The organism is Streptomyces sp. NPDC046925 (assembly GCF_040644915.1).
GTDB lineage: Bacteria > Actinomycetota > Actinomycetes > Streptomycetales > Streptomycetaceae > Streptomyces.
In genome coordinates, this window is record NZ_JBEYWZ010000010.1 from 100,525 (window position 1) to 125,418 (window position 24,894).

The 24,894-nt window shown below is 70.0% G+C and carries 24 protein-coding genes; 3 read left to right on the plus strand and 21 right to left on the minus strand.

The window, feature by feature from the left end; all coding sequences use genetic code 11:
• Positions 1–171 precede the first annotated feature (171 nt).
• A complete protein-coding gene (locus tag ABZ906_RS32475; protein ID WP_361389016.1) occupies positions 172–1,443 on the plus strand; it encodes a DUF6801 domain-containing protein in 1,272 nt (423 codons plus the stop codon).
• Positions 1,444–1,539: 96 nt separating this feature from the next.
• Positions 1,540–2,685, plus strand: coding sequence for a DUF6801 domain-containing protein (locus ABZ906_RS32480; RefSeq protein WP_361389019.1), 1,146 nt, complete (start codon positions 1,540–1,542; stop codon positions 2,683–2,685).
• Between the two features lie 55 nt (positions 2,686–2,740).
• Here ABZ906_RS32480 and ABZ906_RS32485 read toward each other — a convergent pair whose 3' ends face one another.
• The 18 genes from ABZ906_RS32485 to ABZ906_RS32570 all read right to left on the minus strand — a co-directional run bounded on the left by ABZ906_RS32485 (position 2,741) and on the right by ABZ906_RS32570 (position 19,494).
• On the minus strand, positions 2,741–3,487 hold the full coding sequence (locus ABZ906_RS32485; RefSeq protein ID WP_361389022.1) for a class I SAM-dependent methyltransferase: 747 nt from the start codon (positions 3,485–3,487) through the stop codon (positions 2,741–2,743).
• 159 nt (positions 3,488–3,646) lie between these two features.
• Positions 3,647–4,681, minus strand: coding sequence for an HTTM domain-containing protein (locus ABZ906_RS32490; protein ID WP_361389025.1), 1,035 nt, complete (start codon positions 4,679–4,681; stop codon positions 3,647–3,649).
• Positions 4,678–5,325, minus strand: a complete 648-nt coding sequence (locus tag ABZ906_RS32495) for a DUF5819 family protein (protein ID WP_361389028.1) — start codon at positions 5,323–5,325, stop codon at positions 4,678–4,680. The genes ABZ906_RS32490 and ABZ906_RS32495 overlap by 4 nt, the downstream gene beginning before the upstream one ends.
• A 14-nt stretch (positions 5,326–5,339) precedes the next feature.
• Entirely contained in the window at positions 5,340–5,918 is a 579-nt protein-coding gene (locus ABZ906_RS32500; RefSeq protein ID WP_361389031.1) for a hypothetical protein, read from the minus strand.
• A 71-nt stretch (positions 5,919–5,989) separates the two neighbouring features.
• Complete coding sequence (locus tag ABZ906_RS32505) at positions 5,990–6,637, minus strand: hypothetical protein (RefSeq protein ID WP_361389034.1); 648 nt, start codon at positions 6,635–6,637, stop codon at positions 5,990–5,992.
• Between the two features lie 11 nt (positions 6,638–6,648).
• A complete protein-coding gene (locus tag ABZ906_RS32510) occupies positions 6,649–7,194 on the minus strand; it encodes a hypothetical protein (protein ID WP_361183729.1) in 546 nt (181 codons plus the stop codon).
• A gap of 19 nt (positions 7,195–7,213) precedes the next feature.
• Positions 7,214–7,843, minus strand: coding sequence for a hypothetical protein (locus ABZ906_RS32515; RefSeq protein ID WP_361389037.1), 630 nt, complete (start codon positions 7,841–7,843; stop codon positions 7,214–7,216).
• A 10-nt stretch (positions 7,844–7,853) separates the two neighbouring features.
• The gene (locus ABZ906_RS32520) at positions 7,854–8,354 is read right to left on the minus strand and encodes a hypothetical protein (RefSeq protein ID WP_361389040.1); all 501 of its coding nucleotides are present in this window, start codon (positions 8,352–8,354) and stop codon (positions 7,854–7,856) included.
• Positions 8,355–8,371: 17 nt separating this feature from the next.
• Entirely contained in the window at positions 8,372–9,580 is a 1,209-nt protein-coding gene (locus ABZ906_RS32525; protein WP_361389043.1) for an MlaD family protein, read from the minus strand.
• Positions 9,580–10,704, minus strand: coding sequence for an MlaD family protein (locus tag ABZ906_RS32530; protein WP_361389513.1), 1,125 nt, complete (start codon positions 10,702–10,704; stop codon positions 9,580–9,582). Before ABZ906_RS32530 ends, ABZ906_RS32525 begins: the two co-directional genes overlap by 1 nt.
• Positions 10,705–10,727: 23 nt before the next feature.
• Positions 10,728–11,828 (minus strand): MCE family protein, encoded by a 1,101-nt coding sequence (locus ABZ906_RS32535; RefSeq protein ID WP_361389515.1) that lies wholly within the window; start codon positions 11,826–11,828, stop codon positions 10,728–10,730.
• Positions 11,829–11,947: 119 nt separating this feature from the next.
• Positions 11,948–13,021 carry an MCE family protein gene (locus ABZ906_RS32540; RefSeq protein ID WP_361389046.1) on the minus strand — a complete coding sequence of 358 codons (1,074 nt, stop codon included), beginning with the start codon at positions 13,019–13,021 and terminating at the stop codon, positions 11,948–11,950.
• Positions 13,018–14,052 (minus strand): MCE family protein, encoded by a 1,035-nt coding sequence (locus ABZ906_RS32545; protein ID WP_361389049.1) that lies wholly within the window; start codon positions 14,050–14,052, stop codon positions 13,018–13,020. Before ABZ906_RS32545 ends, ABZ906_RS32540 begins: the two co-directional genes overlap by 4 nt.
• Positions 14,049–15,368 (minus strand): MCE family protein, encoded by a 1,320-nt coding sequence (locus ABZ906_RS32550; RefSeq protein WP_361389052.1) that lies wholly within the window; start codon positions 15,366–15,368, stop codon positions 14,049–14,051. Before ABZ906_RS32550 ends, ABZ906_RS32545 begins: the two co-directional genes overlap by 4 nt.
• The gene (locus tag ABZ906_RS32555; protein WP_361389517.1) at positions 15,365–16,189 is read right to left on the minus strand and encodes an ABC transporter permease; all 825 of its coding nucleotides are present in this window, start codon (positions 16,187–16,189) and stop codon (positions 15,365–15,367) included. Before ABZ906_RS32555 ends, ABZ906_RS32550 begins: the two co-directional genes overlap by 4 nt.
• Before the next feature lie 9 nt (positions 16,190–16,198).
• Positions 16,199–16,996 (minus strand): ABC transporter permease, encoded by a 798-nt coding sequence (locus ABZ906_RS32560; RefSeq protein WP_361183743.1) that lies wholly within the window; start codon positions 16,994–16,996, stop codon positions 16,199–16,201.
• Positions 16,993–18,009: an ATP-binding cassette domain-containing protein gene (locus ABZ906_RS32565; protein WP_361389055.1), complete on the minus strand. Its 1,017-nt coding sequence runs from the start codon at positions 18,007–18,009 to the stop codon at positions 16,993–16,995. The genes ABZ906_RS32560 and ABZ906_RS32565 overlap by 4 nt, the downstream gene beginning before the upstream one ends.
• 57 nt (positions 18,010–18,066) lie before the next feature.
• Positions 18,067–19,494: a DUF6801 domain-containing protein gene (locus ABZ906_RS32570; protein WP_361389058.1), complete on the minus strand. Its 1,428-nt coding sequence runs from the start codon at positions 19,492–19,494 to the stop codon at positions 18,067–18,069.
• A 705-nt stretch (positions 19,495–20,199) separates the two neighbouring features.
• Between ABZ906_RS32570 and ABZ906_RS32575 the strand changes: the two genes are divergently transcribed.
• The gene (locus ABZ906_RS32575) at positions 20,200–21,441 is read left to right on the plus strand and encodes a helix-turn-helix domain-containing protein (protein ID WP_361389061.1); all 1,242 of its coding nucleotides are present in this window, start codon (positions 20,200–20,202) and stop codon (positions 21,439–21,441) included.
• A 31-nt stretch (positions 21,442–21,472) separates the two neighbouring features.
• Here ABZ906_RS32575 and ABZ906_RS32580 read toward each other — a convergent pair whose 3' ends face one another.
• From ABZ906_RS32580 to ABZ906_RS32590, 3 genes are all read right to left on the minus strand, one after another.
• Positions 21,473–23,086: a hypothetical protein gene (locus ABZ906_RS32580; RefSeq protein WP_361389064.1), complete on the minus strand. Its 1,614-nt coding sequence runs from the start codon at positions 23,084–23,086 to the stop codon at positions 21,473–21,475.
• 39 nt (positions 23,087–23,125) lie between these two features.
• Complete coding sequence (locus ABZ906_RS32585) at positions 23,126–24,154, minus strand: mechanosensitive ion channel family protein (protein WP_361389067.1); 1,029 nt, start codon at positions 24,152–24,154, stop codon at positions 23,126–23,128.
• Between the two features lie 169 nt (positions 24,155–24,323).
• Positions 24,324–24,887 carry a DUF4383 domain-containing protein gene (locus ABZ906_RS32590; RefSeq protein ID WP_361389070.1) on the minus strand — a complete coding sequence of 188 codons (564 nt, stop codon included), beginning with the start codon at positions 24,885–24,887 and terminating at the stop codon, positions 24,324–24,326.
• Positions 24,888–24,894 lie beyond the last annotated feature (7 nt).

Here is a 24,894-nt window from a genome sequence, read left to right on the forward strand (position 1 = left end):
GCGTATTCGAAACACCGCCGTAGCGTCTGCAGCAATTCAGTCGGCAGATTCCCGCGCGGCGACGCATTTCACATCTCCGATTTCCCTGGACAGCTGGGCCGGCGCGTCCGAAATCGCAGTGGTGGTACCGACGTTCGTTTGTGCCCGTTCACGTAGCCCGAGAGGTAGCTCATGGGAGTGCACAAGAGACAAGCCAGGGCACGCAGTGCCCTGAGCGCGGTGGCGGCCGCCGGCCTCGTCACCGGCCTGGTCACCCTGAGCGGTGGTTCCGCCTCCGCCGACCCGGTGAAGCTCACGCAGAAATACACCTGTAAGTTCCCGATCATCAACAACGATCCGATCGAAGTTGAGATCACCGCCGACATGCCCGCCACGATGAAGGTGGGCGAGACGGTTCCCGAGTACGACATCAAGGCCGTCACCAAGGTCAGCGCGCGCGCCGCGCAGGGCCTCGGAGTGATGGGCGCGGTGACCCTGGAAGGCAAGGCCACCGCCGACGTGAACGTGACCCTGCCGGGCGGCACGGGCAACCTTCCCATCAAGGTCGTCAACACGGTCGCCAAGGGCGATATCCCGAACCCTGCGGCGGGCTTCACCCTCACCGCCAACGGCAAGTCGCCCGGCAACCTGCTGACCTGGGAGAAGGAAGGCACGGCCAAGTTCGACGTCACGGGCCTCAAGCTGCACAACATGATCGCCAGGGACGCGGATGGCAACCCCGTCCAACTCCCGCCGAACGGCGACGAGTTCCCCGCGGACTGCACCCTGGACGCGGGCCAGCCCACCGCACTCCACACGATGACCATCAGCGGCGGCAGCACCGATCCCACGGACCCGCCCACCGATCCGCCCACCGACCCTCCCACGGACCCGCCCACGGACCCGCCGACCGACCCGCCGACGGACCCGCCCACCGACCCGCCGGGCGATGACCCGGTGAAGCTCAACTTCGGCATCAAGGGCAACTCGTTCATCAAGGCGGCCAACGGCAACGCCCCGCTCACGGGCGGCATCGACACCCGCTACGACCTGAACAAGGGCACCTTCGACGCCGACCTGACGCTCGACCCGACCAAGGGCAAGTTCACCATCATGGGCTTCCTGCCCACGACGGCGGACATCGCCTTCGAGCAGACCGGCAAGACGACCGGCACGCTGGACACCGCCGGCGCCCTGAAGTCGAAGTCGGAGATGTTCGTCAAGCTCTCCAGCGTCAACGCCTTCGGTCTGCCCATCGGCGGCGGCGCCGACTGCAAGACGGCCTCTCCCGCCAAGGTCGACCTCGCCAGCGAGGGCCGCTTCCAGCCCTACAAGGGCGGCAAGCTCAAGGGCACCTACACCCTGCCCGGCATCAAGGGCTGCGGCGCCCTCAACGACATCATCAGCACGTTCATGGCAGGCGCCGGCAACACCATCGACATGGACCTCACCTACAAGAGCTGACGCCACACCACAGCGGTGAGTCCGCATTCCCGATCCGGCCCCCCGCCCCCTTCGAGGCGGGGGGCCGGACCCGTTCCCGCACAACTTGGAGAGGCAGTGCTCAGATTGCGCGCCACAGGGTGGCGGGCCGCCCCCGCCGTCGTGCTGCTTGCCGGGCTGACCGGCTTCGCCTCCGGCCGGCCGGCCGCCGCGGACCCGGTCTCCCTGACACAGACGTACAAGTGCGTGTTCCCGATCATGGAGGAGGATCCGCTCACGGTCGTCGTCAAGGCGGACCTGCCGGCCAGGGTGAAGGTCGGCGAGCAGATCCCGGCCTTCCGCGTCACCTCGGTATCCAAGGTGAGCAAGGCGGCGGCCACCGCCCTTCGCACGGTCGGCGGCACCACCCTCGAGGGGGTCGCCACCGCGGACGTCACCGTGCAGATGCCGGAGGGCCCGCTGAACATCGGCCTGGACAACACCATCCCCAAGACGCCCCTGCCGCAGCCGCCCGCCGACTTCGAGGTGACCGCGACCGGCCAGGCCCCGGCGCTGACGTTCCGGCAGCCCGGCAGCGTGAAGATCGACGTCAACAGTCTGCTCCTGACGATGACCCCGCGGGATGCGACCGGCGCCAAGACGAGCCTCGACACCTTCGAGACCGAGTGCACCCTCGACCCCGCCGACCAGAACAAGACGCTGCACACCGTCCAGGTCGAACCGGGCACCACCGATCCGACCGATCCGCCGGACCCGGTGCAGCTGAGCTTCGGCATCAAGGGCAGCTCGTACATCAAGGCGGCCAAGGGCAGCGCCCCGCTCACGGGCGGCATCGACACCCGCTACGACCCGGACAAGGGCACCTTCGACGCCGACCTCGGACTCGACCCGACCAGGGGCCAGTTCACGTTCCTCGGCTTCCTGCCCGTGACCGCGGACATCGCCTTCGAGCAGACCGGCAAGACAACAGGGACACTCGACACGGCAGGCAGCCTCACCTCGCACTCCGAGGTGTACGTCAAGCTCACCGGAGTGAGCGCGCTCGGCCTGCCCATCGGCGGCGGACCGAACTGCGGGACCGTCGAGCCCGCCCAGGTCGACCTCGCGAGCGAGGGCCGCTTCCAGCCCTACAAGGGCGGCAAGCTCAAGGGCACCTACACCCTGCCCGGCCTGAAGGACTGCGGTGGCTTCAACGACATGATCAGCACGTTCACCGCGGGCCCGGGCAACACCATCGACATGGACCTCACGTACGAGAAGTAGCGGGCATACGCGGGTCCCGGCAGCATGGCCGCCCGGACCCGCGCTCAGCGTGCCGTCAGCGGCCCATCAGTGCGAAGACCCCCCAGCCGAGGTATTCACGCTGATACCGCGTGTACTGGGCGGGACCGGTCGTCAGCTCGGCCCGTACGTCGGCGGCCAGCTCGTCGTCGGGATTCCCGTCGAGCCAGCGGCGCATGTTGAGCCACTGTGCCGCCTGGTAGCGGTCCCAGCTGTCCTGATCGGCAAGGACCATTTCCACGACGTCGTGCCCGAGATCGCCGAACTGCTCGATCAGCTCCGGCAGGAGGAGGAAGTCCTCCTTGCCGCGGGCGTGACAGGCTTCGGCGGTCTCCTGGTCCGGCACTTCCCGACGCCAGTACGGTTCGCCGATCAGCATCAGGCCGCCGGGCCGCAGACTCCGGCCGAGCAGCTCGACGGTGCCGGCCACGCCACCGCCGATCCAGGTGGCGCCGACGCACGCGGCGAGATCGACCGGCTCGTCCGCGACGAAGCCGGAGGCGTCGTCGTGCACGAAGGTGACCCGGTCGGCGACGCCCAGCTCAGCGGCACGGGCCCGCGCCTTCCCGGTGAACGCCGTGCTGATGTCCACCCCGGTCCCGGTGACTCCGTGGTCACGGGCCCAGGTGCACAGCATCTCGCCCGATCCGCTGGCGAGGTCGAGCACGCGCGTCCCGGGCGCCAGGTGCAGTGCCTGGCCCAGGGCGGCGAGCTTGCCGGGGGTGATCGGGTTGTGGAGGCGGTGGCTACTTTCGCGAATGGTGAAGATGCGTGGAAGATCCACGAGAGGTGTTCCTTCGGTTCGATGAGGTCATGGTGTCTGCGGGAGACGGCCGACCGGAGTCGGCAGCCGTGGCTCGGACCGTCATCAATACACCTCGTTCGAACGCATGGATCTTGAGCCGGTGAGCATAGACCTCCCCGGTGTGATGTCTCCACCGATTTACCGGCCCCGCGAGCGGAGTGAGCGCCCCACCCGGGCCGCCGCCAGCCAGAACGACGTCGGCAGGAACACCAGGTCCCCCACGACGGTGATCGCCGAGAACATCGGCAGTGCCATCAGCAGGCCGATCCCCAGATGTGTGCCGAGCATGATGACCAGGACCGCGTACTTGAGCCGCGGGACGAACACGAGCACGGGGAACAGCAGCTGCGAGGCGACGGTCACATAGGCGAGCAGCGCGAGCACGCTCCCCTGCTGCGCCAGCCAGCCGGAGAGCTCCGGGAAGGTCGTGAAGTCGTCGAGGCGCAGGGCGTAGTGCAGCGCGCTGCCGTCCCGCCATGATGTGCCACGGATCTTGTAGAGGGCCGCGGTGCCGTAGACCACCATCACCTGGAAAGCGACCAGTACCATGCCCGCGTTGTGCAGGACGGTGACGACGCGGCGGCGCAGCTCCTCGTACGGGCTGACGGGTTCCTCGTACGAGATCATGGGTGCGGGCGTCGCTCGCGCGGCGCGGCGGGCGTCCAGGGACCAGCGGCGGCCCGACGCACACAGCACCAGATAGTTGGCGAACAGCAGGCTCAGCAGCTCGAACCCGCTGGCGGCGACGGCCGAACGCATGTAGAAGCCCGCGACGACGAAGGCGAACAGGACCGCCATGAGGCGGGTGTGCCAGCCCAGCAGATACAGCGCGCTGACCACGACGGCCAGCACGTAGGCGGCCCAGAAGTAGTCGGGACTCTGCGTGCCCGGCCAGGTGTACCACCAGGACAGCCGGCCGTCGGCGCCGCCTGCCTCCACCGAGGTGCGGAAGAGTTCGGGGGTGTACGGGGATCCGGGCCCCCAGAGTCGGTCCGCGTGGCCCGCCTCGCGCAGGAGGCCCAGCAGGAAGAGGCCCGAGACTCCGATGCGCAGGACCGCGGCACCGTACAGCCCCAAGGGGGTGAGGGTGGCGGCGTGCAGTCGGCCCCGCATGCTCGGGGTGCCGTGCTCGGTCACGGCGGCCTCCGGGCCGGGGGCCTGGCGCAGCGTCACGGGACCACCTCCCAGGTGCCCAGGGGCCGGCGGCTCTCGGGTGGTGCGGGGCGGCCGGGCGGGGCGATGGGCACGGTGCGCAGGCGCAGCTCGACGGCGTCCGGGCGGGGCTCTCCGAGGTCTTCGAGGCGTACGACGACGGCATTGCGCAGATACTGCGCCGCGGGAGTCAGCGGCGCCCGCAGCTGGGTGTGCGGGGAGCCCGCGAGATGGGCGCTGACGGCCTTGCGCAGGACGGTCTGATCCTCCCGGCTCGGCAGCGGGTTGCCCCGGTGTGCGGCGATGTCGTGGGCGGTGAGGTCGATCCACCGGCCGGGGCGGTCGGCGCGCCAACTGCGTGCTTCCAGATGGGCGTTGGCGCGGGGCGGATCGGGCGCGAAGATGTTCCAGTCCTGCGGGAAGAGCGGCCGCAGCCAGGCGTCGGCCTGTGCAGGGCCGGCCCTGTCCGAGGAGAGCGCGGGGCTCAGGTGCAGGACGAGGAGCGCCATATGGGCCAGCGTGACGGCCAGGACCAGCAGGGTGGCGGCCCGCCCCACCGTGCGCAGCGGGGCGCCGAGCGGGGTGCCCCGGGGCGCCAGCGGGTCGGGCGGCTCGACCGTGCGGTGCGTGCCGTCCCCGTCATGCGTACGGTGCGTGCCGCCCACGGGTGCGCCCGCCCTTATCCGGCCGACGGTGCCGAGGGTCCGACACCGGGCAGGTTCTCGCACTCCGGTGCCTTGTCGAAGGCCTGCTTGAGCGTGGGATCGGCCTGGAAGTCATGGGCGGGGCCCTGGTAGCCGCCCGCCTTGTCCATGCCCTCGCCCGCCTTCTTCAGGGCCGCCTTCAGGGACTTCTCGTCGGTGACCTTGGCCTTCTTGAGCTCCGACGTGGTGCCGGCGAGGCTGCTGCGGGCGCCGCGGAGGTTCTTGAGGGCCTTCTTGTACGCGGCGTCGCCGCCGTCGACCGGCGGTGCGCCGTCCTTGCGCATCTCCTCGTCCAGCGCGCCGAGTTGCCGGTCGAGCGCCTCCATGAACGTGACGACTTCCGCGTGGTACTTCTTGGCGTCCTTCTGGTCCGCGGCGGGTAGCGTCAGCTCGGACCCGACGTCCTGCACGCTGTCGCAGACGTCCGAGGCCCAGTCGACCTGCGGGCCGTCGTCGACGCGCGAACTGCACCCGGACATCACCGCGGCGACCGCGACCCCGAGGGTGGCGGACAAGAGCGCGGTGGTGCGCCGCTTGCGTCTCGTGTTCTTCATGCCTGACTCCCCTTCATCGGCGATCTCATGGACTGAACATGAAGCCGAACCTGAACCCGAACCTGTCGGTCTCATCTGCTGAACGTGTCGATGTTCGCGATCCGCCAACTCCCGCCCCGGTGGGCCACGTCCACGGCGAACATCGCTGCCGCGTGGGTGGCCGAACCTCCCTTGGCGGTACTGGTGTTGCTCTGATCGGCGAACACCAGAACCCGGGCCCGGCCGCCGTCGATGACCTCGACTCCGCTGTGTGTGACGGTGGTGCTGAGCACGAGCTTCTGCCTGTCCCCCCGGGCGCGGACCTGCGCGAGCATCTCCCGGTGCTGGCCGACCGCCTTGCCGGTGAGGTACTTGTCGGCGGCCTTGTCGGTCCGGCCCGGGTCCGTGTGGTCGTAGGAGAAGACCGCGTCGACGGCCTGGCCGACCGTGCCTTTGACCTCGCTGGTGCGGGCCGTGTCGGTGAGCGCCGTGTTGCGCAGGGCGGGCAGGTCACGCTCGCCCTCGGCCCGGATGTGGGCGAAGACCGCGAACGCCGCGGCCAGTACGGCGAGCAGCGCGAGCAGCGCGATCCAGGGCACGGATCTGCGGGCGGTCCGGGCCGCCTTCTCGCGGGGTTTCGGGCGCGGGCGCGGGGCTCGCGGTGTGGGAGCGGGTGTCTCACGGGCCTTGACCGCGGCGAGGCGCCGCTGCCGGTTGACCATATGGCGTGTCGTCGACATGGATCGACCCCTCAGTCGGACGGAGTGTCGGTGGGCGTCTCGCCCGCGGGGGCCTGGCCGAGCCCGCTCAGCTTCCAGCCGTCGCCGGTGCGGGTGAGCTCCCCGAGCAGCCGGCTCTCCTTGGTGCTCGGCTTCTTCTTCGGCGGGTCGACGGTGATCCGCATCGCGATGAGGACACCTGCACGGCCTTCCCGCTCGTCCAGTTCGGTCACGGCTCCGGACAGCACCTCGGCCGTGGTGACCGTGCGCGCGGTCCGCACCTGTTTCTCGAACTCGGGCCTGCCCTTGCGCAGTTCGTCGAGGAGGCTTCCGGTGGCGGACTGCTCCCAGGCGTCGAGGCCGCGCTCGAGGTCGCGGTGGTCGAGGGTGTTCATGTTCAGGGCGGCCTGTTCGCCAGCCGCGAGGACTTCGTCACGGGTCTGCGCGAAGCGCGCGGAGTCGTCGTGGGCCGCGGCGTACCAGGACGAGCCCGTCAGGGCGGCGAAGCCCAGGGCGAGGGCCGCCGCGGCGGCGGCGAGAATGAGTTTCGTACGGTGCCGGGATGTCGTACGTGCCATGTCTCTCTCCGGTGGTGTCCTAGCGGGCCTTGATGTCGGTGATCGTCCAGCGGCCTTCGTGCAGGCGCGCGGTGATCGAGAGCTGGGCGGCCGCGGTGGTCGCCTTGGCGCCTTTGCGCTTGGCCCGCTGGTCGAGGAAGACGAGGAGCCGCGCGTGGTCGCCGGTGAGCTCGACGGCTCCGGCCCGTACCACCTGAGTGGTGAGCGACAGCTTCTGCCGGGTGACCTGCCTGCGGAGTTTGCCGACCAGGGCCCGGTAGTCCTCGGCCGCCTTGCCCCGCAGCACGTCGTGCGCGCGCTGCTCGGTGGTGGCCAGGTCGTCGGGTGTGTAGGTGAAGACCGTGGTCAGTGCGTCGCTGACGTCCGCGATGACCCGGCGGGTCCGCTCGCTGTCGGTCAGCGCCAGGTTGTCGGCACCCGGTGCGTCGGCGGTCCGGTCGGTGAGGACCAGGAGGGTGCCGCCGGTCAGGAGCAACGCGGCCAGGACGAGGGCGAGCAGCGTGCGACTCCTGCGGCCCTTGCGGCCACAGGGTCCGGGCCGCTCCTCGCCCTCCGCATCAGCGGCCGTACCCGTACCTGCACCCGTACCTGTACCTGTACCGGCCGTATCCGCGTCCGTCCCGCGCTGGGGTTTCAATCCGGCGCTCATCTCCATCCCCTCATTCCGCCGCGACCGGGACCGCGCTGAGCGAGCTGAGCTTCCAGCCCGCGCCCTTGTCGTCGAGACCGGCCTCGAAGCGCTTGCGGTCGGTGGTGGACTTGCCGGTGCGTTCGATGACCTCGACGCGGACGGTGGCGATGACCTTGGCCGTGCCCGCGCGGGCGTCCAGGGCGATGACCGCCGCGTCGGTGACGGTGCCGCGGGTGCTTGTGCCCTCCTGTTCGAGGGCCTTGGCGCTGTCGTCACCGGTGCGCCGCAGTTCGTCCGCGAGCGGCCCGTTTGCCGCCTCGGTCCAGGCGCGCAGCGAGGCCCGTACGTGTTTGCCGTCCATGGTGTTGAGCACCGCGATGTGCTTGCGGGCGGCGTCCAGTGCGCCGTCACGGTCACGGGCGTAGGCCAGATCGTCGTCGGCCCGCGTATGCGCGTACGTCCATCCCGCGAAGCCACAGAACAGCGCCCCCGCAAGCAGTGCGGCCGACCATGCGCTCCGTCGCCTCATGGCTCCCCCGTCCGTCATCACTCCCCCATCCCGAGCAGCCCGCCCAGGTCGTCCGGGCTGCTGGAAGGCGCCCCGCTCTGTCCGAGGCCGTCCGAGCCGGGCCTTGCGGGCTCGGGCACGCCGCCGCGCGGTGCGTTGCCCGAGCCACGTACGTTCTGGCCGCTGCCGGGCCCCGCGGTGCAGGCGGCCTTGGTGTTGGCGGGTGCCGGTGAGGTGTCCAGGCCGTTGCGGTAGGTGGTGCCGCCGTATCCGGCGGTGCAGGGCAGCGGCTTGAAGAAGGTGGTGATCATGCCGAAGCGCACTCCGTCGGGGCCGACGGCGGTCGCCCCGGTGGCGGCGACCTGCGGGATGCGCACCATCAGTTCGCGGGTGCCGCGCTGGCGGGTCACCAGAAGCTCGGAGGTGGTGACGAGGTTGGCGAGCACGACGCTCAGGCCGGGGTCGGTGTCTTGCAGCAGCGCGGTGAACTGGGTTGCCGCGTCCGGGGTCTGCGCGATGAGGCGGCGCAGGTCGGGGTCGGACTTCTTGAGCTGGGCGGCCAGTTCGGCGGTGCCGCTCGCGAAGGACTTCAGGGCGTCGGACTGCTCGTTCTGGGTACGCAGTACGGTCTCGCCGTCGATGAGGAGTCTGGTGGTGGCGGGCAGTGACTTCTTGGCCGCCCGGATGAATTCGCTGCCGGTGTCGATGAGGATCTGCAGGTCCTGTCCGCGCCCCTCGAAGCTCTTGCCGAGTTCGTCGACGACCGTGCGCAGCGCGGCGGTGTCCACCGAGGAGGCGAGCCGGTCGACGCTGGTGAGGACGTCGGTGACCGGCGCGGGTGTCTTGGTGGCTGCCCGGGCCACCACCGAACCGTCGGCCAGATAGGGGCCGCCGTCGGTGCGCGGGCTCAGATCGAGGTACTGCTCGCCGACCGCCGAGAGGTTGGCGACCTTCGCGTCCAGGTCGCTGGGGATCTTCGGCGCGGATTCCTCGATGCGGATGCGGGCCTCGACTCCGTCGGGGGTCAGTTCGACGGCTTCCACGCGTCCGACGTCGACGCCCCGGTAGGTGACGTTTCCGTGGCTGAACAGGCCGCCGGTCTCGGCGAGTTGGACCTTGACCGTGTAGTAGTCGCGGGCGCCCACGTACCGCCCGAGGTCGGCGTACGTCGTCGCGATGTAGGCGAGGACGAACACGCCGAGTACGAGGAAGGCGATGTTCTTGAGGTGAGTGGAGCGGGTGAGCATTAGGAGTCGCCTCCTGAGGTTCCGGTGACCGCGGGCAGCGGCAGGGACGAGCGCGTGGCGGTGCCGCCCCCGCGGACCGGTGGCACGATCTCCGTGCCGGGGGCCGCGGCGATCTTCAGGTAGACGTTGAGGTAGTCGCCCTTCACTCCGGTGAGCACCTCGTCCGTGAACGGATAGGTGAACATCACCTGCAGCGATTCGGGCAGGTCGGCGCCCGAGTCGGCGAGGTTCTTCAGGACGGGGGCCAGGGCCTTGAGGTCGGCCACGAGGTCGTCCTTGGTGCGGTCGACGGTGTCGACGGCGACCGTGGACAGCGAGTCCAGGGCGCGCAGCATGCCGACGAGGGAGGAGCGCTGGTCGCTGAGGACCTTCAGGCCGGGCGGCAGGTCCCGCAGGATGTCGCCGATCTTGCGGTCGCGGGTCGCGAGGGTGGTGGAGAGCCGGTTCATGCCATCGAGGGCGGCGGTGATGTGTTTCTTGTTCTTGTCCAGGCTCTTCGCGGTGGTGTTGATCTGCCGCAGCACGGAGCGGACGTCGCCTTCCTTGCCGCCCAGTGCCTTGTTGAGTTCGCGGGAGATGGTCTGGATCTGCTGGACGCCGCCGCCGCTGAGGACCATCGACAGGGCGCCGAAGACCTCCTCGATCTCGGGGTTGCGGTTGGTGCGGGCCAGCGGGATGACGTCCCCGTCGCGCAGCCGGCCCTCGTCGGCGGCGTACGCCGCCTTGGTGCCGGTCGCGGTGTCCTGGAGGTCGGGGCGGGCGCGCATGTCTTCGGGGGCGGCGAGCTGGACGTACTTCTCACCCAGGACGCTGGACTGCTCCAGGTTGGCGTAGGCGTTGGCGGGCAGTCGTACGCCGCCGTTGACCTTGAGGGTGACGCGGGCGGCCCAGCCGTTGTCGGCGAGGGATATCCGGGTGACGCGGCCGACGTCGACGTCGTTGACCTTGACCGCGGAGTGCGGGAAGAGGCTGACGACGTCACGGAACTCCGCGGTGATCTCGTACGGGTGGTCGCCGAGGTCGGCGCCGCCGGGCAGCGGCAGGTCCTGGAGGCCGTCGAAGTCCGGCAGACCGCCGGCGCCCAGGACGAGGCCCGCGAAGGTCACGGTGAGGGAGAGGCCCATCGCGATGCGGGCGGTGCGGCGCTTCATGACCGGCCTCCCCCGGCGCTCTCCGCCGTGCCGTACACGGTGCCGACCGCAGGGAGCGGCAGGGCGGGCAGGTTCTTGACCCGCTCCCGGGGGACGGCCACGAGATCCTCGGCGCCGGCGCTTCTGGTGCCGGCCGTTCCGGCCAGTTCGTTGATGTTGGCGCGGCCGTCGATGGTGCGGGTGCGCGGGTTGTACGCCTGGTCGAGGTTGGCTGCGGCCAGCGGCAGGACGTCCAGGGCCTCGGCCACCGAGGCCCGCTGTTCGACGACGGTGCTGGTGAGGCCTGCCAGCTTGTCCACGTTCGACTTCAGGCGGCCGCGGTTGTCGCTGATGAAGCCCTTGACCTGGCCGAGTGCCGTACCGAGTTCCTTGAGGGCGCCGGCGAGGTCGTCCTTGTCCGCGGCGAGGAAGCCCGCCACTTCCGACAACTGTGTTTCGGCGCGGGCCACTTGGCCGTCCTTGCGCTTGAGCATGCTGATGAACTCCTGCAGCTGCTCGACGGTCTTGACGAGGTCGCCGCTGTTGCCGTTGAGGACGGCGGAGGCACCGCCGAGCTGGTGGATGGTGTCGCCGATGTCCTTGCCGTTGCCGTCGAGGTTCTTCGCTCCGGTCTCGACGAGCCCGGCCAGCGCGCCGTCCTTGTTCGCGCCGTCCGGGCCGAGGGCGTCGCTCAACTCGGTGACACTCTTCAAGAGTTCGTCGACCTCGACGGGGGTCGCGGTGTGCTCGGCGCTGATGACGTCCCCGTCGCGGATCTGCGGACCGCTGCTGTAGGCGGGGCTCAGCTGCACGAAGCGTCCTGACACCACGCTGGGGGCGACCACGACGGCCTGCACATGGGCGGGCACCTTGACCCCCTCGTCGAGGGTGAGCCGTACCCGCACCTGCCTGCCCTGCGGACGGATCTCGTCGACGCTGCCGACGCGGACCCCGAGCACCCGGAGGTCGGAGCCTTCGTGGACGGCGACGGCCCGGTCGAAGTAGGCGGTGATGTGTTTGCCGTCCCCGCCCCGCGCCAACGCCGTCACGCCGGCGATCCCGGCCGCCGCCAGGAGCGCGAGGACGACGAGGATGACCACGAGCCGCCCGCCCCACAGGGCGCCGGTCGCATCCGCGATCCGCTCGCCGAGCCCGGGTCTCGCGCGTTTGTGTGCGCGGGCCTCCGCTTGTGTGCGGGCTCCCGCTTGTGTGCGGGCTCCCTTTGGTGTGCGGGCCATCAGCGTCCGCCTCCCTGCTTCGGCGGCATGCATCCGCTGTCCGGGCCCGCGCCCGCGGGCAGATAGTCCTCGGGGACGAGCCCGCACAGGTAGCCGTCCATCCAGCGCCCGTTGCCCAGGGTGTTGCCGACGAGCCGGTAGTACGACCCTGCGGCGGCCAGGGCCTTGTCGAGGCTCTTCTGGTTCTTGCTCAGGACACCGGTGACCCGGTCGAGCGCGGCGAGCGCGGGCCCCAACCGGCGTTCGTTGTCGTCGACCAGGCCGCCGATCTCGGTGCCGAGGTCGCGGGCTCCGGTGAGCAGCGCGTGGATGGACTCGCGGCGGTGGCGTACCTCTTCGAGGAGCAGGTTGCCGTTGTCGAGCAGCCGCTCGAACTGCTTCTTCTTGCCGTTCACGGACGTGGTGAACTGGGCTGATCCGTCGAGGAGTTCGGACAGCTCGTCGTTACGCGTGGAGACCGTCCTGGAGAGCGCGGAGAGGCCCTTCATGGCCTTGCGGACGTGCGGCGGAGTGTTCTTGAAGGCTCCGGAGACGGCCTTGAAGCTCTTGGCGAGCTGGTCCTCGTCCAGCGCGCCGGTCGTGCGGCTCAGGCCGTTGAAGGCCTCCATCACGTCGTACGGCGATGTGGTGCGGCGGGTCGGGATGCGCTTGCCGGGGTCCTGCCGGCGGCTGCCGAGCGGGTCGACGGCGAGGTATTTGGCGCCCAGGAGGGTTTTGATCGCGATGCCGATGGTGCTGCGGTCGCCGATCCAGGCGTCCTTCACCTCGAAGGTGACCTTCACCTTGGGCCCGTCCAGGGCGACGTCCTCGACCTCGCCGACACGTACGCCGGCGATCCGCACCTCGTCGCCCGCCTTGAGTCCCACCGAGTCCCTGAAGTCGGCGGTGTAGCGGGTGCCGCCGCCGATCACGGGCAGCGATTCGGCGTTGTAGGCGAGCAGCCCGACGAGGGTCATGGCCAGGAGCCCGGCCAGGGCGACGGCCACCGGGTTGCGCTCGTTCATGGGCTTGATACGGGGGCGCCGCAGCCGGGGCAGTTTCCGGCCCGTGCGTTGCACACCGGGGCGCTTCATGCGCGACACCTCGCATCCTTGATCGCGAGTCCGGTCGGCGGCGGGCTGTCGTCGTAGGTCGAGACGCCGCTGACCTTCGCCTCGCAGAGGTAGAGGTTCAGCCAGGAGCCGTAGGAGGCCATCCGGGAGATGGCGGCCATCTTCTGCGGTGTCTTCTCCAGGAAGCTCTCGACCAGGGGCTCGTTGTCGGCGAGGGTCTTGGACACCCGTCCCAGATCACGGATGCCCTCCTTCAGGGGTGCTCGGCTCTTGCCGAACAGATCCGCCGTACTGACGCTGAGCGTGGCCAGCGAGTCGACGGACCGCCCGACGGTCTTGCGGTCGTCGGCGAACCCGGAGACCAGCTTCTCAACCGTGCCGATGAGTTCGGTGAAGCCCTTCTGCCGGGTGTTGACCGCTCTGAGGACGCGGTTGAGATTGCTGATGACCTCCCCGATCACCCGGTCCTTCGCGGCGACCGTGGTGGTCAGCGAGCCGACGGTCGCAAGCAGGCTCTCGACCGTGCCGCCCTCGCCCTGCAGGACCTGCACGATCGATCCCGCGAGCTCATTGGTGTCCTTCGGGGAGAGTCCCTGCATCAGCGGCTGGAAGCCGTTGAAGAGCTGGGTCAGGTCGAGCGCCGGCGTGGTGCGGCTCAGCGGGATGGTCTGCCCCGGCTCCAGGGTGCGGCCGACCGGTCCGGCGCCGCGGCGCAGATCGACGAAGCGCTGCCCGAGCATGTTCAGGTACTTGATGGACGCCGTCGCCGACGCAGGCATCCGCCGCCCGCCCTCCAGTGTGAACTCGACCTGCGCATAACGGCGTTGCACGATCTCGATCGACGAAACCTGGCCCACCTTGACCCCGGCGACACGCACCGAGTCGCCCTCGTTCAGGCCGGTGGCATCGGTGAACCAGGCCTTGTAGCTGCGGGTCCCGCCGACATCGGTGCCCGCGACGCTCAGCGCGAGCACGGTGGTGGCCAGGGCGGTCACCACGATGAAGATCAGTGATTTGACGGCGGGTCCGGTCAGGCTGCGCTGTCCGCTCACTTCAGCTTCACCTCCGCCCCGCGGAAGGCCGGTCCGGCGAGCACGCTCGACCAGTCGGGCAGGGATCCGCGCCGCGCCTTGTCCGGTGCGGAGAGCAGTTCGGTGACAAGGGTGTTCTCCTGGGGCGAGTTGGCCACGCCGAGCCCGCCGGACACCCCGCTCAGGGTGGTGGCCGTGCTCTGCCGCGCGGCGTAAGAGCCGCCCGTGTAGGGGACGGGGTAACAGCGCGGCCCGCCGCCCGCGTCATAGCGGGGCGTGTCCCGGCCCGGCGCATAGGCGCCGCGTGAGGGGACGACCCGCACGTCGACGCGCAGTCCCGGCCGGTCGGTGCCCTTGCCCAGGGCGGCGTCCATCGCCGGTACGAAGTCGGCGACCGTGCTCAGGGTGCAGGGGAAGGCGGGCGCGTACCGCGCCAGGATGTCCAGGGTCGGGCGGCTGGTGGCGGTCAGCCTGATGAGGTTGGCCCGGTTGCCGCGCAGCCAGCTTCCCGTCTCCTGCGAGCTGCTGGTGACCGACGCGTACAGCGTGGAGAGCTCGGCTCGCTGAGCGGCGATGGTGGCGCTCGTGGTGGTGGCGTCGTGCAGCGCGTCCACGAGGTCGGGGGCGGCGTCGGCGTAGGTGTCGCTCAGCTCGACGAGGTGCTTGATGTCCCGGTTGAGGGACGGCAGATGCGGATTGAAGTCCTTGAGGTAGCCGTTCAGCTCCACCAGCGAGTCGCCGATCTTCTCGCCCCGCCCTTCGAGGGCCCGGGCGAGGGCGGACAGCGTGGCCGACAGTTTCTGCGGCTGTACGGCGGTCAGCAGGGGCAGCAGATTGTCGAGCACCTGCTCCAGCTCGACGGCGCTGCGGCTGCGGTCCTGCGGGATGACGCTGCCCGCGGCGAGCGGACGCGCCGAGGGATTCTCGGGCGGTACGAGGGCCACGTACCGCTGCCCGAACAGGGTGGTCGGAAGGAGCTGGGCCCGGACGTCGGACGGGACCCGGCCGATCTTGTCCGGTTGCAGGGCGAGGGTGAGCCGCGCGGTGCGGCCACCGGTGTCGATCTTCTCGACTTCGCCGACGACGACGCCGCGCAGCTTGACCTCCGCGCTGGGGTGCATCTCGCTGCCGGCGCGCCCCGTCTCGACGACGACGGTCGCGGAGTCGGTGAACTCCTTGTCGTACACGGCGATCGACAGCCACACCAGCAGGGCGGGCACCACGAGGTACACCACTCCGGCCAGGCGTCTGCGGCGGGCGAGGGCGCCCTCGGTGGGGCGCGTGCGCACGGCAGGCGTCGCCACCGGGCGGGTCGTGGTCTTCGGCGGGGCGCTCATCCGGCGACCTTCACGGTGGTCGTGGCGCCCCACAGGGCCAGGCTGAGGAAGAAGTCGGTGACGCTGATGAGGACGATCGCGGTGCGCACCGAGCGGCCCACGGCGACCCCGACCCCGGCGGGTCCGCCCGAGGCGCGGAAGCCGTAGTAGCAGTGGGCGAGGATCACGAGCACGCTGAAGATCAGCACCTTGAGGAAGGACAGCAGGACGTCCGTCGGCACCAGGAAGAGATGGAAGTAGTGGTCGTAGGTGCCCGTGGACTGCGAGTTGAACAGCACGGTCGTCGCCCGTGAGGCCAGATAGGAGCCGAGCAGGCCGATGCCGTACAGCGGGATGACGGCGATGGCGCCGGCCACGATGCGGGTGGAGACGAGGAAGGGCGTGGAGCGCACGCCCATGCTCTCCAGGGCGTCGACCTCTTCGTTGATGCGCATCGCGCCGAGCTGTGCGGTGAAGCCGGCGCCGACCGTGGTGGACAGGGACAGGGCGGCGACGAGCGGGCCGATCTCGCGGGTGTTGAAGTAGGCGGAGACGAAGCCGGTGAACGCGTCGGTGCCGATCTGGCTGAGCGCCGCGTAGCCCTGGAGGCCGACGACCGTGCCGGTGAAGACGGTGATGCCGATCATCACGCCGACGGTGCCGCCGATCACCCCGAGGCCGCCGCTGCCGAAGGCGACCTCGGCGAGCAGCCGCTGGATCTCCTTGGGGTAGCGGCGCACGGCGCGCGGGATCCAGAACAGGGCCCGCAGGTAGAAGAGGAGTTCGTCGCCGGGCCGGTCCAGCCAGGCGAAGGCGCGGCTCTTGCCGCCGCGTGCGGTCAGGGCCACGGGTCACAGCCCCTTCGGCGGGACGAGCTGGAGATAGACGCCCGTCAGGACCATGTTGACGAAGAAGAGGATCAGGAAGGTGAAGACGACGGACTGGTTCACCACGTCGCCCACGCCCTTGGGGCCGCCCTTCGGGTTGAGTCCGCGGTAGGCGGCGACGACTCCGGCGATGAAGCCGAAGATCAGCGCTTTGAACTCGCTGATGTAGAGGTCGGGCAGCTGGGCGAGGGCGGAGAAGCTGGCCACGTAGGCGCCCGGTGTGCCGTCCTGCATCACGATGTTGAAGAAGTAGCCGCCGAGGATGCCCACCACGGAGACCAGGCCGTTGAGGAGCACGCCGACCAGCATCACGGCGAGGACCCGGGGCACGACGAGGCGCTGGACGGGTGAGACGCCCATGACGCGCATGGCGTCGAGTTCCTCGCGGGTGGTCCGCGATGCGAGGTCCGCGCAGATCGCGGAACCGGCGACGCCCGAGATGAGCAGGGAGACGATCAGCGGGCTGGCCTGCTGGATGATGACGAGGACGCTGGCGCCGCCGCTGAAGGACTGGGCGCCGAACTGCTCGATCAGGGAGCCCACCTGGAGGGCGATGACCGCGCCGAACGGGATGGTCACCAGCATCGCGGGCAGGATCGTGACGCTCGCGATGAACCAGAACTGCTCGACGAACTCCCGCCACTGGAAGGGCCGTTTGAAGATCAGGCGGAGCACGCTCACCGCGAGCGCGAACAGGTGGCCGATCTCGCGCAGCACGCCCAGTCCGGGCAGTGGCCGGCGCGCGGCGGGAGGCGCGCTCATGCGCCCGCTCCCCGTATCGCGCGCGGCGCGACCAGAGTGGGCGCGTCGTCGCCCCGCAGGCTGGCCTCGATGGCGCGGCGGGCCGCGGGCGGCAGCTCGTGCAGCATGCTCTGGACGCGCTCCCGGCGCCGGCGCACGGCCTGGCGCTCGGGCAGTCCGGGGGTGGGCGCGAGCTGTGGCACGATGGTCCGCTCCGTGGCGGGTCCGGCGACGATGCCGTGCGCGGCCTCCAGGTCCAGGGTGGCCTGGTCCTTCTCCTCGGACATGCCGATGGGGCCCGCCCTGCGGGCGTTGAGGAACTGCTCGACCACCGGCTCCTCGCTGGTCAGGAGCACTTCGCGCGGCCCGAAGGTCACGAGGTTGCGGCGGAAGAGCATGCCCATGTTGTCCGGGACGGTCGCCGCGATGTCGAGGTTGTGGGTGACGATGAGCATCGTCGCGTCGATCTCCGCGTTGATGTCGATGAGCAGCTGCGAGAGATACGACGTGCGCACCGGGTCGAGCCCCGAGTCCGGTTCGTCGCACAGGATGATCTGCGGGTCGAGCACCAGGGCCCTGGCCAGGCCCACGCGTTTGCGCATGCCGCCCGATATCTCGCCGGGCAGCTTCTTCTCGGCCCCCGCGAGACCGACGAGTTCGAGCCGCTCCATGACGATGCGGCGGATCTCGGTCTCCTTCTTGCGGGTGTGCTCGCGCAGCGGGAAGGCGACGTTGTCGAAGAGGCTGAGCGAGCCGAAGAGCGCGCCGTCCTGGAACATCAGGCCGAACAGCTTCCGGGCTTCGTACACGTCCCGTTCGCGGCTGTTGACCATGTCCACGCCGTCGATGAGGACGTGCCCCTGTTCGGGGCGGACGAGGCCGACGATCGACTTCAGGAAGACCGTCTTGCCGGTGCCGGACGGGCCGAGCATCACGCTGACTTCGCCGCGCGGCAGGGTCAGGGTGACGTTCTGCCAGATGTTCTGCTTGCCGAACGACTTGGTCAGTCCCTCGACGACCACTTCGACTCCCATCGCACCTCCTTGCTCAGAGTTCTGGGGGTTGTGCACGGTTCGGGTGTGGGCCGGCGGTCAGAGGTCGGGGAGTTCGGGGATCTTGCAGGTCGATCCGGCGCCGCACACACGTCCCTGGCGGATCTTGAGTGCGTTTCCGGGGCCGGAGACCGCGCCGGAGAGCAGCGTGTCCAGGTCCTCGCCGCCTGTTCCGCACCCGCCCAGCGGCGGGATGTCCAGCTCGCCTTCGAGCAGCCCGCCCTCGCTGACCGGATAGCTGCCGGTGAGTTCCGTCTCGACGGGCCGCGAAGTGCGGCATCGTGGCCCGACGTCGAGGGGCACGCCGTTGACCCGTACGTCGTACAGGCGCAGATGCTGGCGGTAGCCGACCCGGGTGACCGGCCGCTCGCCCGGCCGGATGATGTTGACGATGGTGGCCGGCTCGGGCTCGAAGCGGACCTTGGCGGTGATCGGCTGGAACCCGAAGGCGAGGAACGTGCCCTCGGTGTCGGGCAGTTGCATGATGCCCAGGTGGTCGTACTCCACATAGTCGGGCGCCCTGACCTCACGCATCCGCATGGCCAGGTGCATGCGTCCGATCTGTCGCCCGCGCGGGTCGTTGACCAGGGCCGAGCTTTTCAGTTTGCGCAGGGTGGCGAAGCCCGCGGGCACCGCGCACATCGAGGTCGGCTCCAGGTCGCTCGCCTCACCGCCCGGCGGCACCGACGGCAGCCTTTTCGGGTCGAGCTTGCCCGCGGGCGGCTGTGGGGGGCAGGCGTCCGTGGCGGCGCGGGGCTGCGGCCCGGCGTCGATGCCCTTGGGTGTGTCGCGCGGGGTCTCAGTGTCCGGGTCCGCGGAGCCGGTGGACGGCGCCGGGGGTGTTCCTGTGGCGGGCGTCTCGACGGGGACGGTCGCGAGCAGGGTGTCCGCGCCCCCGGCCGGAGTGCAGGACAGCGCGGCCGACGCGGGCCGCTTGCCCGTATCTCCGGGGGCCGGGGCAGTGAGCGTGAGGTCCAACTTCCCTGCCGTGAAGGTGACATCGCCTCCGGAGGCGACCGTCACGTACGGCACATCACCGCTGAAGCCCACATCGACGGCGCCCTGCGCGGGCAGCTCCATCCCGGCGGAGGCCAGGCCCGCCCACTCGGCCTCCGCCCGCTGCCGCCCCTGGGCGACCGTGGTGGCCAGCGCCGCCGTTCCGGCGACCGATGCCGTCTCCCCGGGCAGCAGTTCCGCCACGACGGGGCGCGGCAGGCTCGTCAATACGCTCACCGCGGCGGGCCTGATCGGCTTTCCGACCGCCCCGCGCTCCGGGAACGTGGCGCCGAAGGTGACCTCGACCTGCCGGGTGCCCGAGGGCAGCGTGCAGTCGTACGCGGCCGTGAGCCGGGCCTCCCGCTGATCCCGCGCGGCCGAGCCCGAACCGGGCAGCAGCCCGAGCACGCAGGCCGCGACGACAACCGCGGCCAGTCGTGCGGTGCGCCCGCCGCTCAGGGCACCAGTCATCGCTGCTCTCCGATCAGAAGGCGGACCCCGCGGCAGGGGGGCCGCCGCGGGGTCCGATGGAGTGGTCCTCACGTGGTCCCGGGGAGAGCCGGGGCCACTTGCGCGAAGGGGCATCCGCACCCGGAGGACCGAAGCAGAAGCGGGGCAATATCTTCCGACAAGGCCCGATCTGCTTCCCGTTCAGACTTGCGATCCGGACCTTACGCACGGGTAACTCAGCGGCGCAACGGCCGAATTGGAAAAGCGCCCCGGACCGAAATCACCAGGCATTTCCTTGTCCCCGGCACAGCAAATCCGAGAGCGGATTCGTACCGGGGTGAGTACTCCGCGACCGGCCTCTTGACGAACGGCGCATCCCGCTCTCCTCGCACGATCACAAGCGGAGGCGGACGTCCCCTTTTGTTATCCGGTCAGCAACGTGCGCAGGAGGTTCATCCCGCCGTGAGTACTCTGCTCCCGGCCTCTTGACGTGCCCCGCTCCGGCAGGGCGCCCTGAACACCTCACCAGCGGAACGGGGTTGTCCGAAAGAGAGTGATGAGCAGGGTGCACACCGGCTGTCCATGGTTTAACGTGCCAGGGGTTCCAGAGCGCCAAGATCAACTTTGACCCGCCAGCCGGCGGCCACCGGGGTCGTCAGGGACTGCTTCCGTCCCCAGCCACCGCCGGTCAGCGGTTTCGATCACGGGCGGAGTAAGGGGAGTTCCATGACTACTGCATTAAAAGCGGGGGATGCGGGGCATCCGGTGTCTGCTCTCCCCCGCGAGTTCGCCGCGATCATGCGCCCAGAACTGCCCGGACTCATCCAGGAAGTCATCGACGAGATCCGCCGTTCCTACCCCGAGTACGCGGAAGTTCTCGACGGCCCCTATTCCCGGGCCGTACATCTTATTGTCGAGCACAATCTGACGAGCTTCGTGGATCAGGTCGCCGCGCCCGACGCCTCCACCGTGCAACGCGACAAGGTGTGCCGCATGTTCGGCCGCTTCGAGGCCTACGAGGGCCGCAGCCTGGACACCATGCAGGCGATCTTCCGGCTCGGCGCCCGGCTCGCCCTCAACCGGGCCAAGGGCATGCTGCGGCGGCTCAACCTGCCGGCCGGCCTGATGCTCTCCTTCGCCGACGCCCTGCTCGCCTACGTGGACAACCTCATGGAGGTCTCCCGCGAGGGCTACCAGGAGGCCCGGGCCGAGATGGAGCAGGGCCAGGACATCCAGCGCCAGCGGCTCCTGAAGCACCTCCTGTCGGATGTGTCCGTCCCCAGGGCGACCCTCGTCGAACTCGCCGAGCGCGCCAAATGGCAGCTGCCCGACGAGGTCACACCGATCGCCTTCAGCACGGACGGCCGACCGGACAGGGGCGCCGTCGCCGAGGACGTCCTGGTCGACCTGAGCTCCTCGCTGCCGCACGCCCTGATCCCCGGGCCCGTCGACGAGCACCGCCGCTCCTTCATGGACGCGGCCCCGCACACCCTCCGCGCGGCCGTGGGACTGACCGTGCCGCTGGCGGACGCGGCGGAGTCCTTGCGCTGGGCCCGAAGAGCCCTGAGCCTCGCCGAGGCGGGCGTCCTGGAGGGCGGCCCCTACATCCACTGCGAGGACCACCTGGTGGCCCTCTCCCTCTTCGCCGACCCCGGTCTGGTCTCGGCCCTCGCCAAGCAGCAGCTCGCACCCCTGGCGGGCCTGACGGCCAATCAGCGCGACCGGCTCATCAGCACCCTGCGCGCGTGGCTCGACACCCGCGGAAACGTGCTGCAGATGGCCGACGTGCTCCATCTGCACCCGCAGACGGTCCGCTACCGGCTGCGCAACCTGGAGAAGGTCTTCGGCGACCTGCTGTCCTCACCGGACGACCGGTTCGCCACCGAACTGGTCCTGCGCGCCCTGGAACTGCGCTCCCGCCGGAGCAGCACGGCGCACCGCCCCGGCCCATCGGCCGTCATGGGCTGACCGCCGGGAAGGCGGGTACGCGCCGGAGGTCTCATCGGAACGCACAGTCAGGTGCCCGCATCCTGATGAGCCGCCCCTCCACCGTGCCGATCACCAGGTCGCCGTCCGGAGCGGCGCTCAGGCCTGTAGGGGTGTAGACGTGCCCGCCGATGGCCAGCGTGCCGCGCCGCACCACCGTGCCTTCCGCCGCACGCAGCGTGAGCAGCTCGCAGGACCCGGCGCCGGTCACGGCGTGGACGAGACCATCGTGGACATCGACCCCGGTGACCTGTGCGCCGAAGCGGTGCACCCAGACCACCGCACCGCCCGGGTAAGCGCGACGGACAAGATAGGTGGTGTCGCGCGCCGTACACGTGTGGACGATCCCCGGCCCGGCTTCGTCGTCGACGTACACGGCGGGGCCGCCGTGCAGGCAGGAGCCCAGGGAGTCGTCCCAGGCGAGCGGAAACAACCGCTCGATCCACCCGGGTTCCGCCAGCACGACCCACTTCTCCAGCAGTTCCGTTCTGACGTCCGCGGCACCGACGCCGTAGCTGAGATCCGCGCTGCCGACGCCGTAGAGGAAGAGCAGGTGGGGAGAGCGTCGCACCGGAAAGTCGTAGGAGGTGCCGCTCTCCCCCAGGGGCAGGGTGGCCAGCTGCCGGCCGGAAGGCGTGAGCATGACGCTGTCGTGCGGCGGCCACCTCGGTCCGGGGAACACCTCGCGGGAGTCCTGGGCCACCCAGGCACCGTCCGTGCGCGCGGCGATGGCGACCGGGAAGTCGTGAAGCTGTTCGGCGAGTTGGGTACCGTCGGCGAGGGCGAACCGGCGCAGCAGGGTGCGCGGGTTGCCGCTGTCGCCTTTCGTGACGGGGAGCCAGACGCTCTCCTCGTCCGGGGTGACATACAAGCGACAGCCGCTGCGCTGGAACGGGTCGTCGGGCGCCGGCACGGACCAGAGCAGGGCGCCGTCCGGGGACCAGCACTCCAGCAGGGCCCCGGTCAGCACGGAAACCAGCATCCGGCCGTCGCTCAGCACCTCCACCACGGACGTTCCGGGCCGCCTGGTCCAGGCGCGGCCCCTCTTCGCGGCGAGGTCGGCGAGGTAGCGCTGAGGTCGGGTGATGCGCGGTCCCCTGATGCTGCTCCCGTCGACCTTCACCGACACCTGGGGCCAGGAGATCTGCGCCGCGAGCACATCAGCGGTAACGCCGTGCCAGTCGTCGCGCTTGACGACGGCTCGCGTCCAGGTCACCCGGCCCAGGTCGTCGAAGTCGATGACCGGCTCGGCGAACGTCACTTCCAGGCGACGCGCGTCCCGCCAGCACAAGGCAGTGACGCCGACCCCGGCGACGGCCACATCGGTACGGCGCCGGGTCTCCGGCTCGTACAGGTGCAGGCCGCCCCGGAGTGCGAACTCGTCCCCGTCCTCCGTGCCCACGGCCAGCACGGGCACGACGGGATGGAAGGCGAGCCACTCGACGCCCTGCTCCAGCACGATCTGGTCCCACAGGGCGAGATCGCTCGTCCGGTAGATCATGACCCGCCCCAGGTCGTTGCGACCGCCGGTGAGGCAACTGACGGCGATCCAGCGGCCGTCCGCGCTCACGTCGGCAGAGAGCGGGTTGCCGATCTCGGGGAACGGATCGTCGGGTATGAGGCGCATCGCAGGAGCGTATCGCCCAAGATCTCTGACGAGCGACGGTCAGCGGTTCACCGGCGACTTGCCGTTGCTGTCGGCGTTGTTCTTGCCGTTGACGGTGGCGTCGCCGTCGGTGCGCATCCACACCGTCCGCTGCGGGAAGGGGATTTCGATGCCGGCGGCGTCGAGGGCCGTCTTGGTGCGGCGGCGCAGTTCACGGGTGACGCCCCACTGCTTGAGCGGGACGGTCTTGACCGCGAGGCGGACCACGACACCGTCGGCGTCCAGGGACTGCACACCCCAAACGGACGGGTCCTCGAGGAGGACGCCCTCGAACTCCGGGTCCTGCCGCAACTCGGTGCCGGTCCGCTCCAGGACGTCGTAGACCGTGTCGAGGTTGGAGTCGTAGGCGACGGAGACGTCCAGGACGGCGCGGGCCCATTCCTGGCTGTCGTTGCGGACGCGCAGGATCTCGCCGTTGCGGATGTGCCAGAGGCCTCCGTTGAGGTCGCGGATCTGGGTGAGCCGCAGGCCGACGTGCTCGACCTCGCCGATGGCCTCGCCGAGGTCGACGGAGTCGCCGACGCCGTACTGGTCCTCCATCATGATCAGCATGCCGGAGAGGTAGTCGGCCACCAGGCTCTGCGCGCCGAAGCCGATCGCGAGGCCCACCACACCGGCGCTGGCCAGCAGGGGGCCGAGGGCGATGCCGATCTGGTCGAGGACCATGGCCAGGGACATCAGGGCGATGACGATGGTCACCGCGCTGCCGAGGACCGAGCCGATGGTGCGGGCGCGCTGCTCGCGCCGTTCCTTGGCACGCGAACGGTCGCGCTGGAGGACCGCTGGACCGCGGCCGGTGCGACGCGGCTCGTTCTCGCCGTCGGACGGCTGCAAAATGCGCTGGACGACGCGGGTGATGGCTTTCTTGGCCACGGCTCGCACGATCGCCGCTCCGACGACGATCAGGACGATGCGCAGCGGGACGCCTATGAGTGCGCCGGCGTTGTCCCGCAGCCAGCCCGGGGCCGCGAGGGCCTGGTCGGTGCCGCTGCTGAGGACGTACGACGCCGGCGCGCCGGTGGGTGCCACGGAGAAGGCTCCATTTCCTTGAGGTACGGCTTGTCGCAGCGGGGACGATAGCCGCCGTGGCTGAACCGGGGCAAAAGGTGTGCAGGGGCTGTGTGAACGGGGTGACAGCGCCGCGAAAACGTCGCAGTTCAGGCGGGCGATTCGGGCAGCCGTCCAGTCGGCGGTTCAGTCAGCGGTTCAGTTCGCCCCGGGCACCGCTCTCCAGGGCCGTCTTCTCCCGGTCCGGCAGTTCGGGCTGTCCGGCCGTAACGCCGGTGCCGTCCTCGCGGGCGGCCTGCTCGGGGTGGCGCAGGCGCCAGAACGGATTGTCGTGCGGCAGCTTGCTGGAGACGCGTCCGTACATGCCGAACGTCAGGATCATCAGGCCCGCCACGAAGCTGAACAACACGTTGGTCATTCCGAAGTCGAGGAAGTTGGCCGGCCGGTCGAGCGTGAAGAGGTGGTAGAAGCCGCTGAGCAGAAAGAGCGCGCCCACGGTCATGTTGAGCGTGGAGGCGAAGGTGCCGCCGACGAAGCCGCCCAGGACGAGCGCGGCTCCCACGGCGAGCGAGATCACGCTCAGCGCGACATTGGTGGACAGGCCGGCCACCTCGCCGTTCGTGCTCAAGGGTGTCAGCGCGTCGGCCAGGCCGAGGCAGCCGAAAGCGATGAGCACGAGGCCGCAGAACGCCGCGCCGTAGCGGTAGACGGCAGCGAGATGATGGTCGACGGGCAGTTCGTCCTGCAGTTTCATGTCGCCT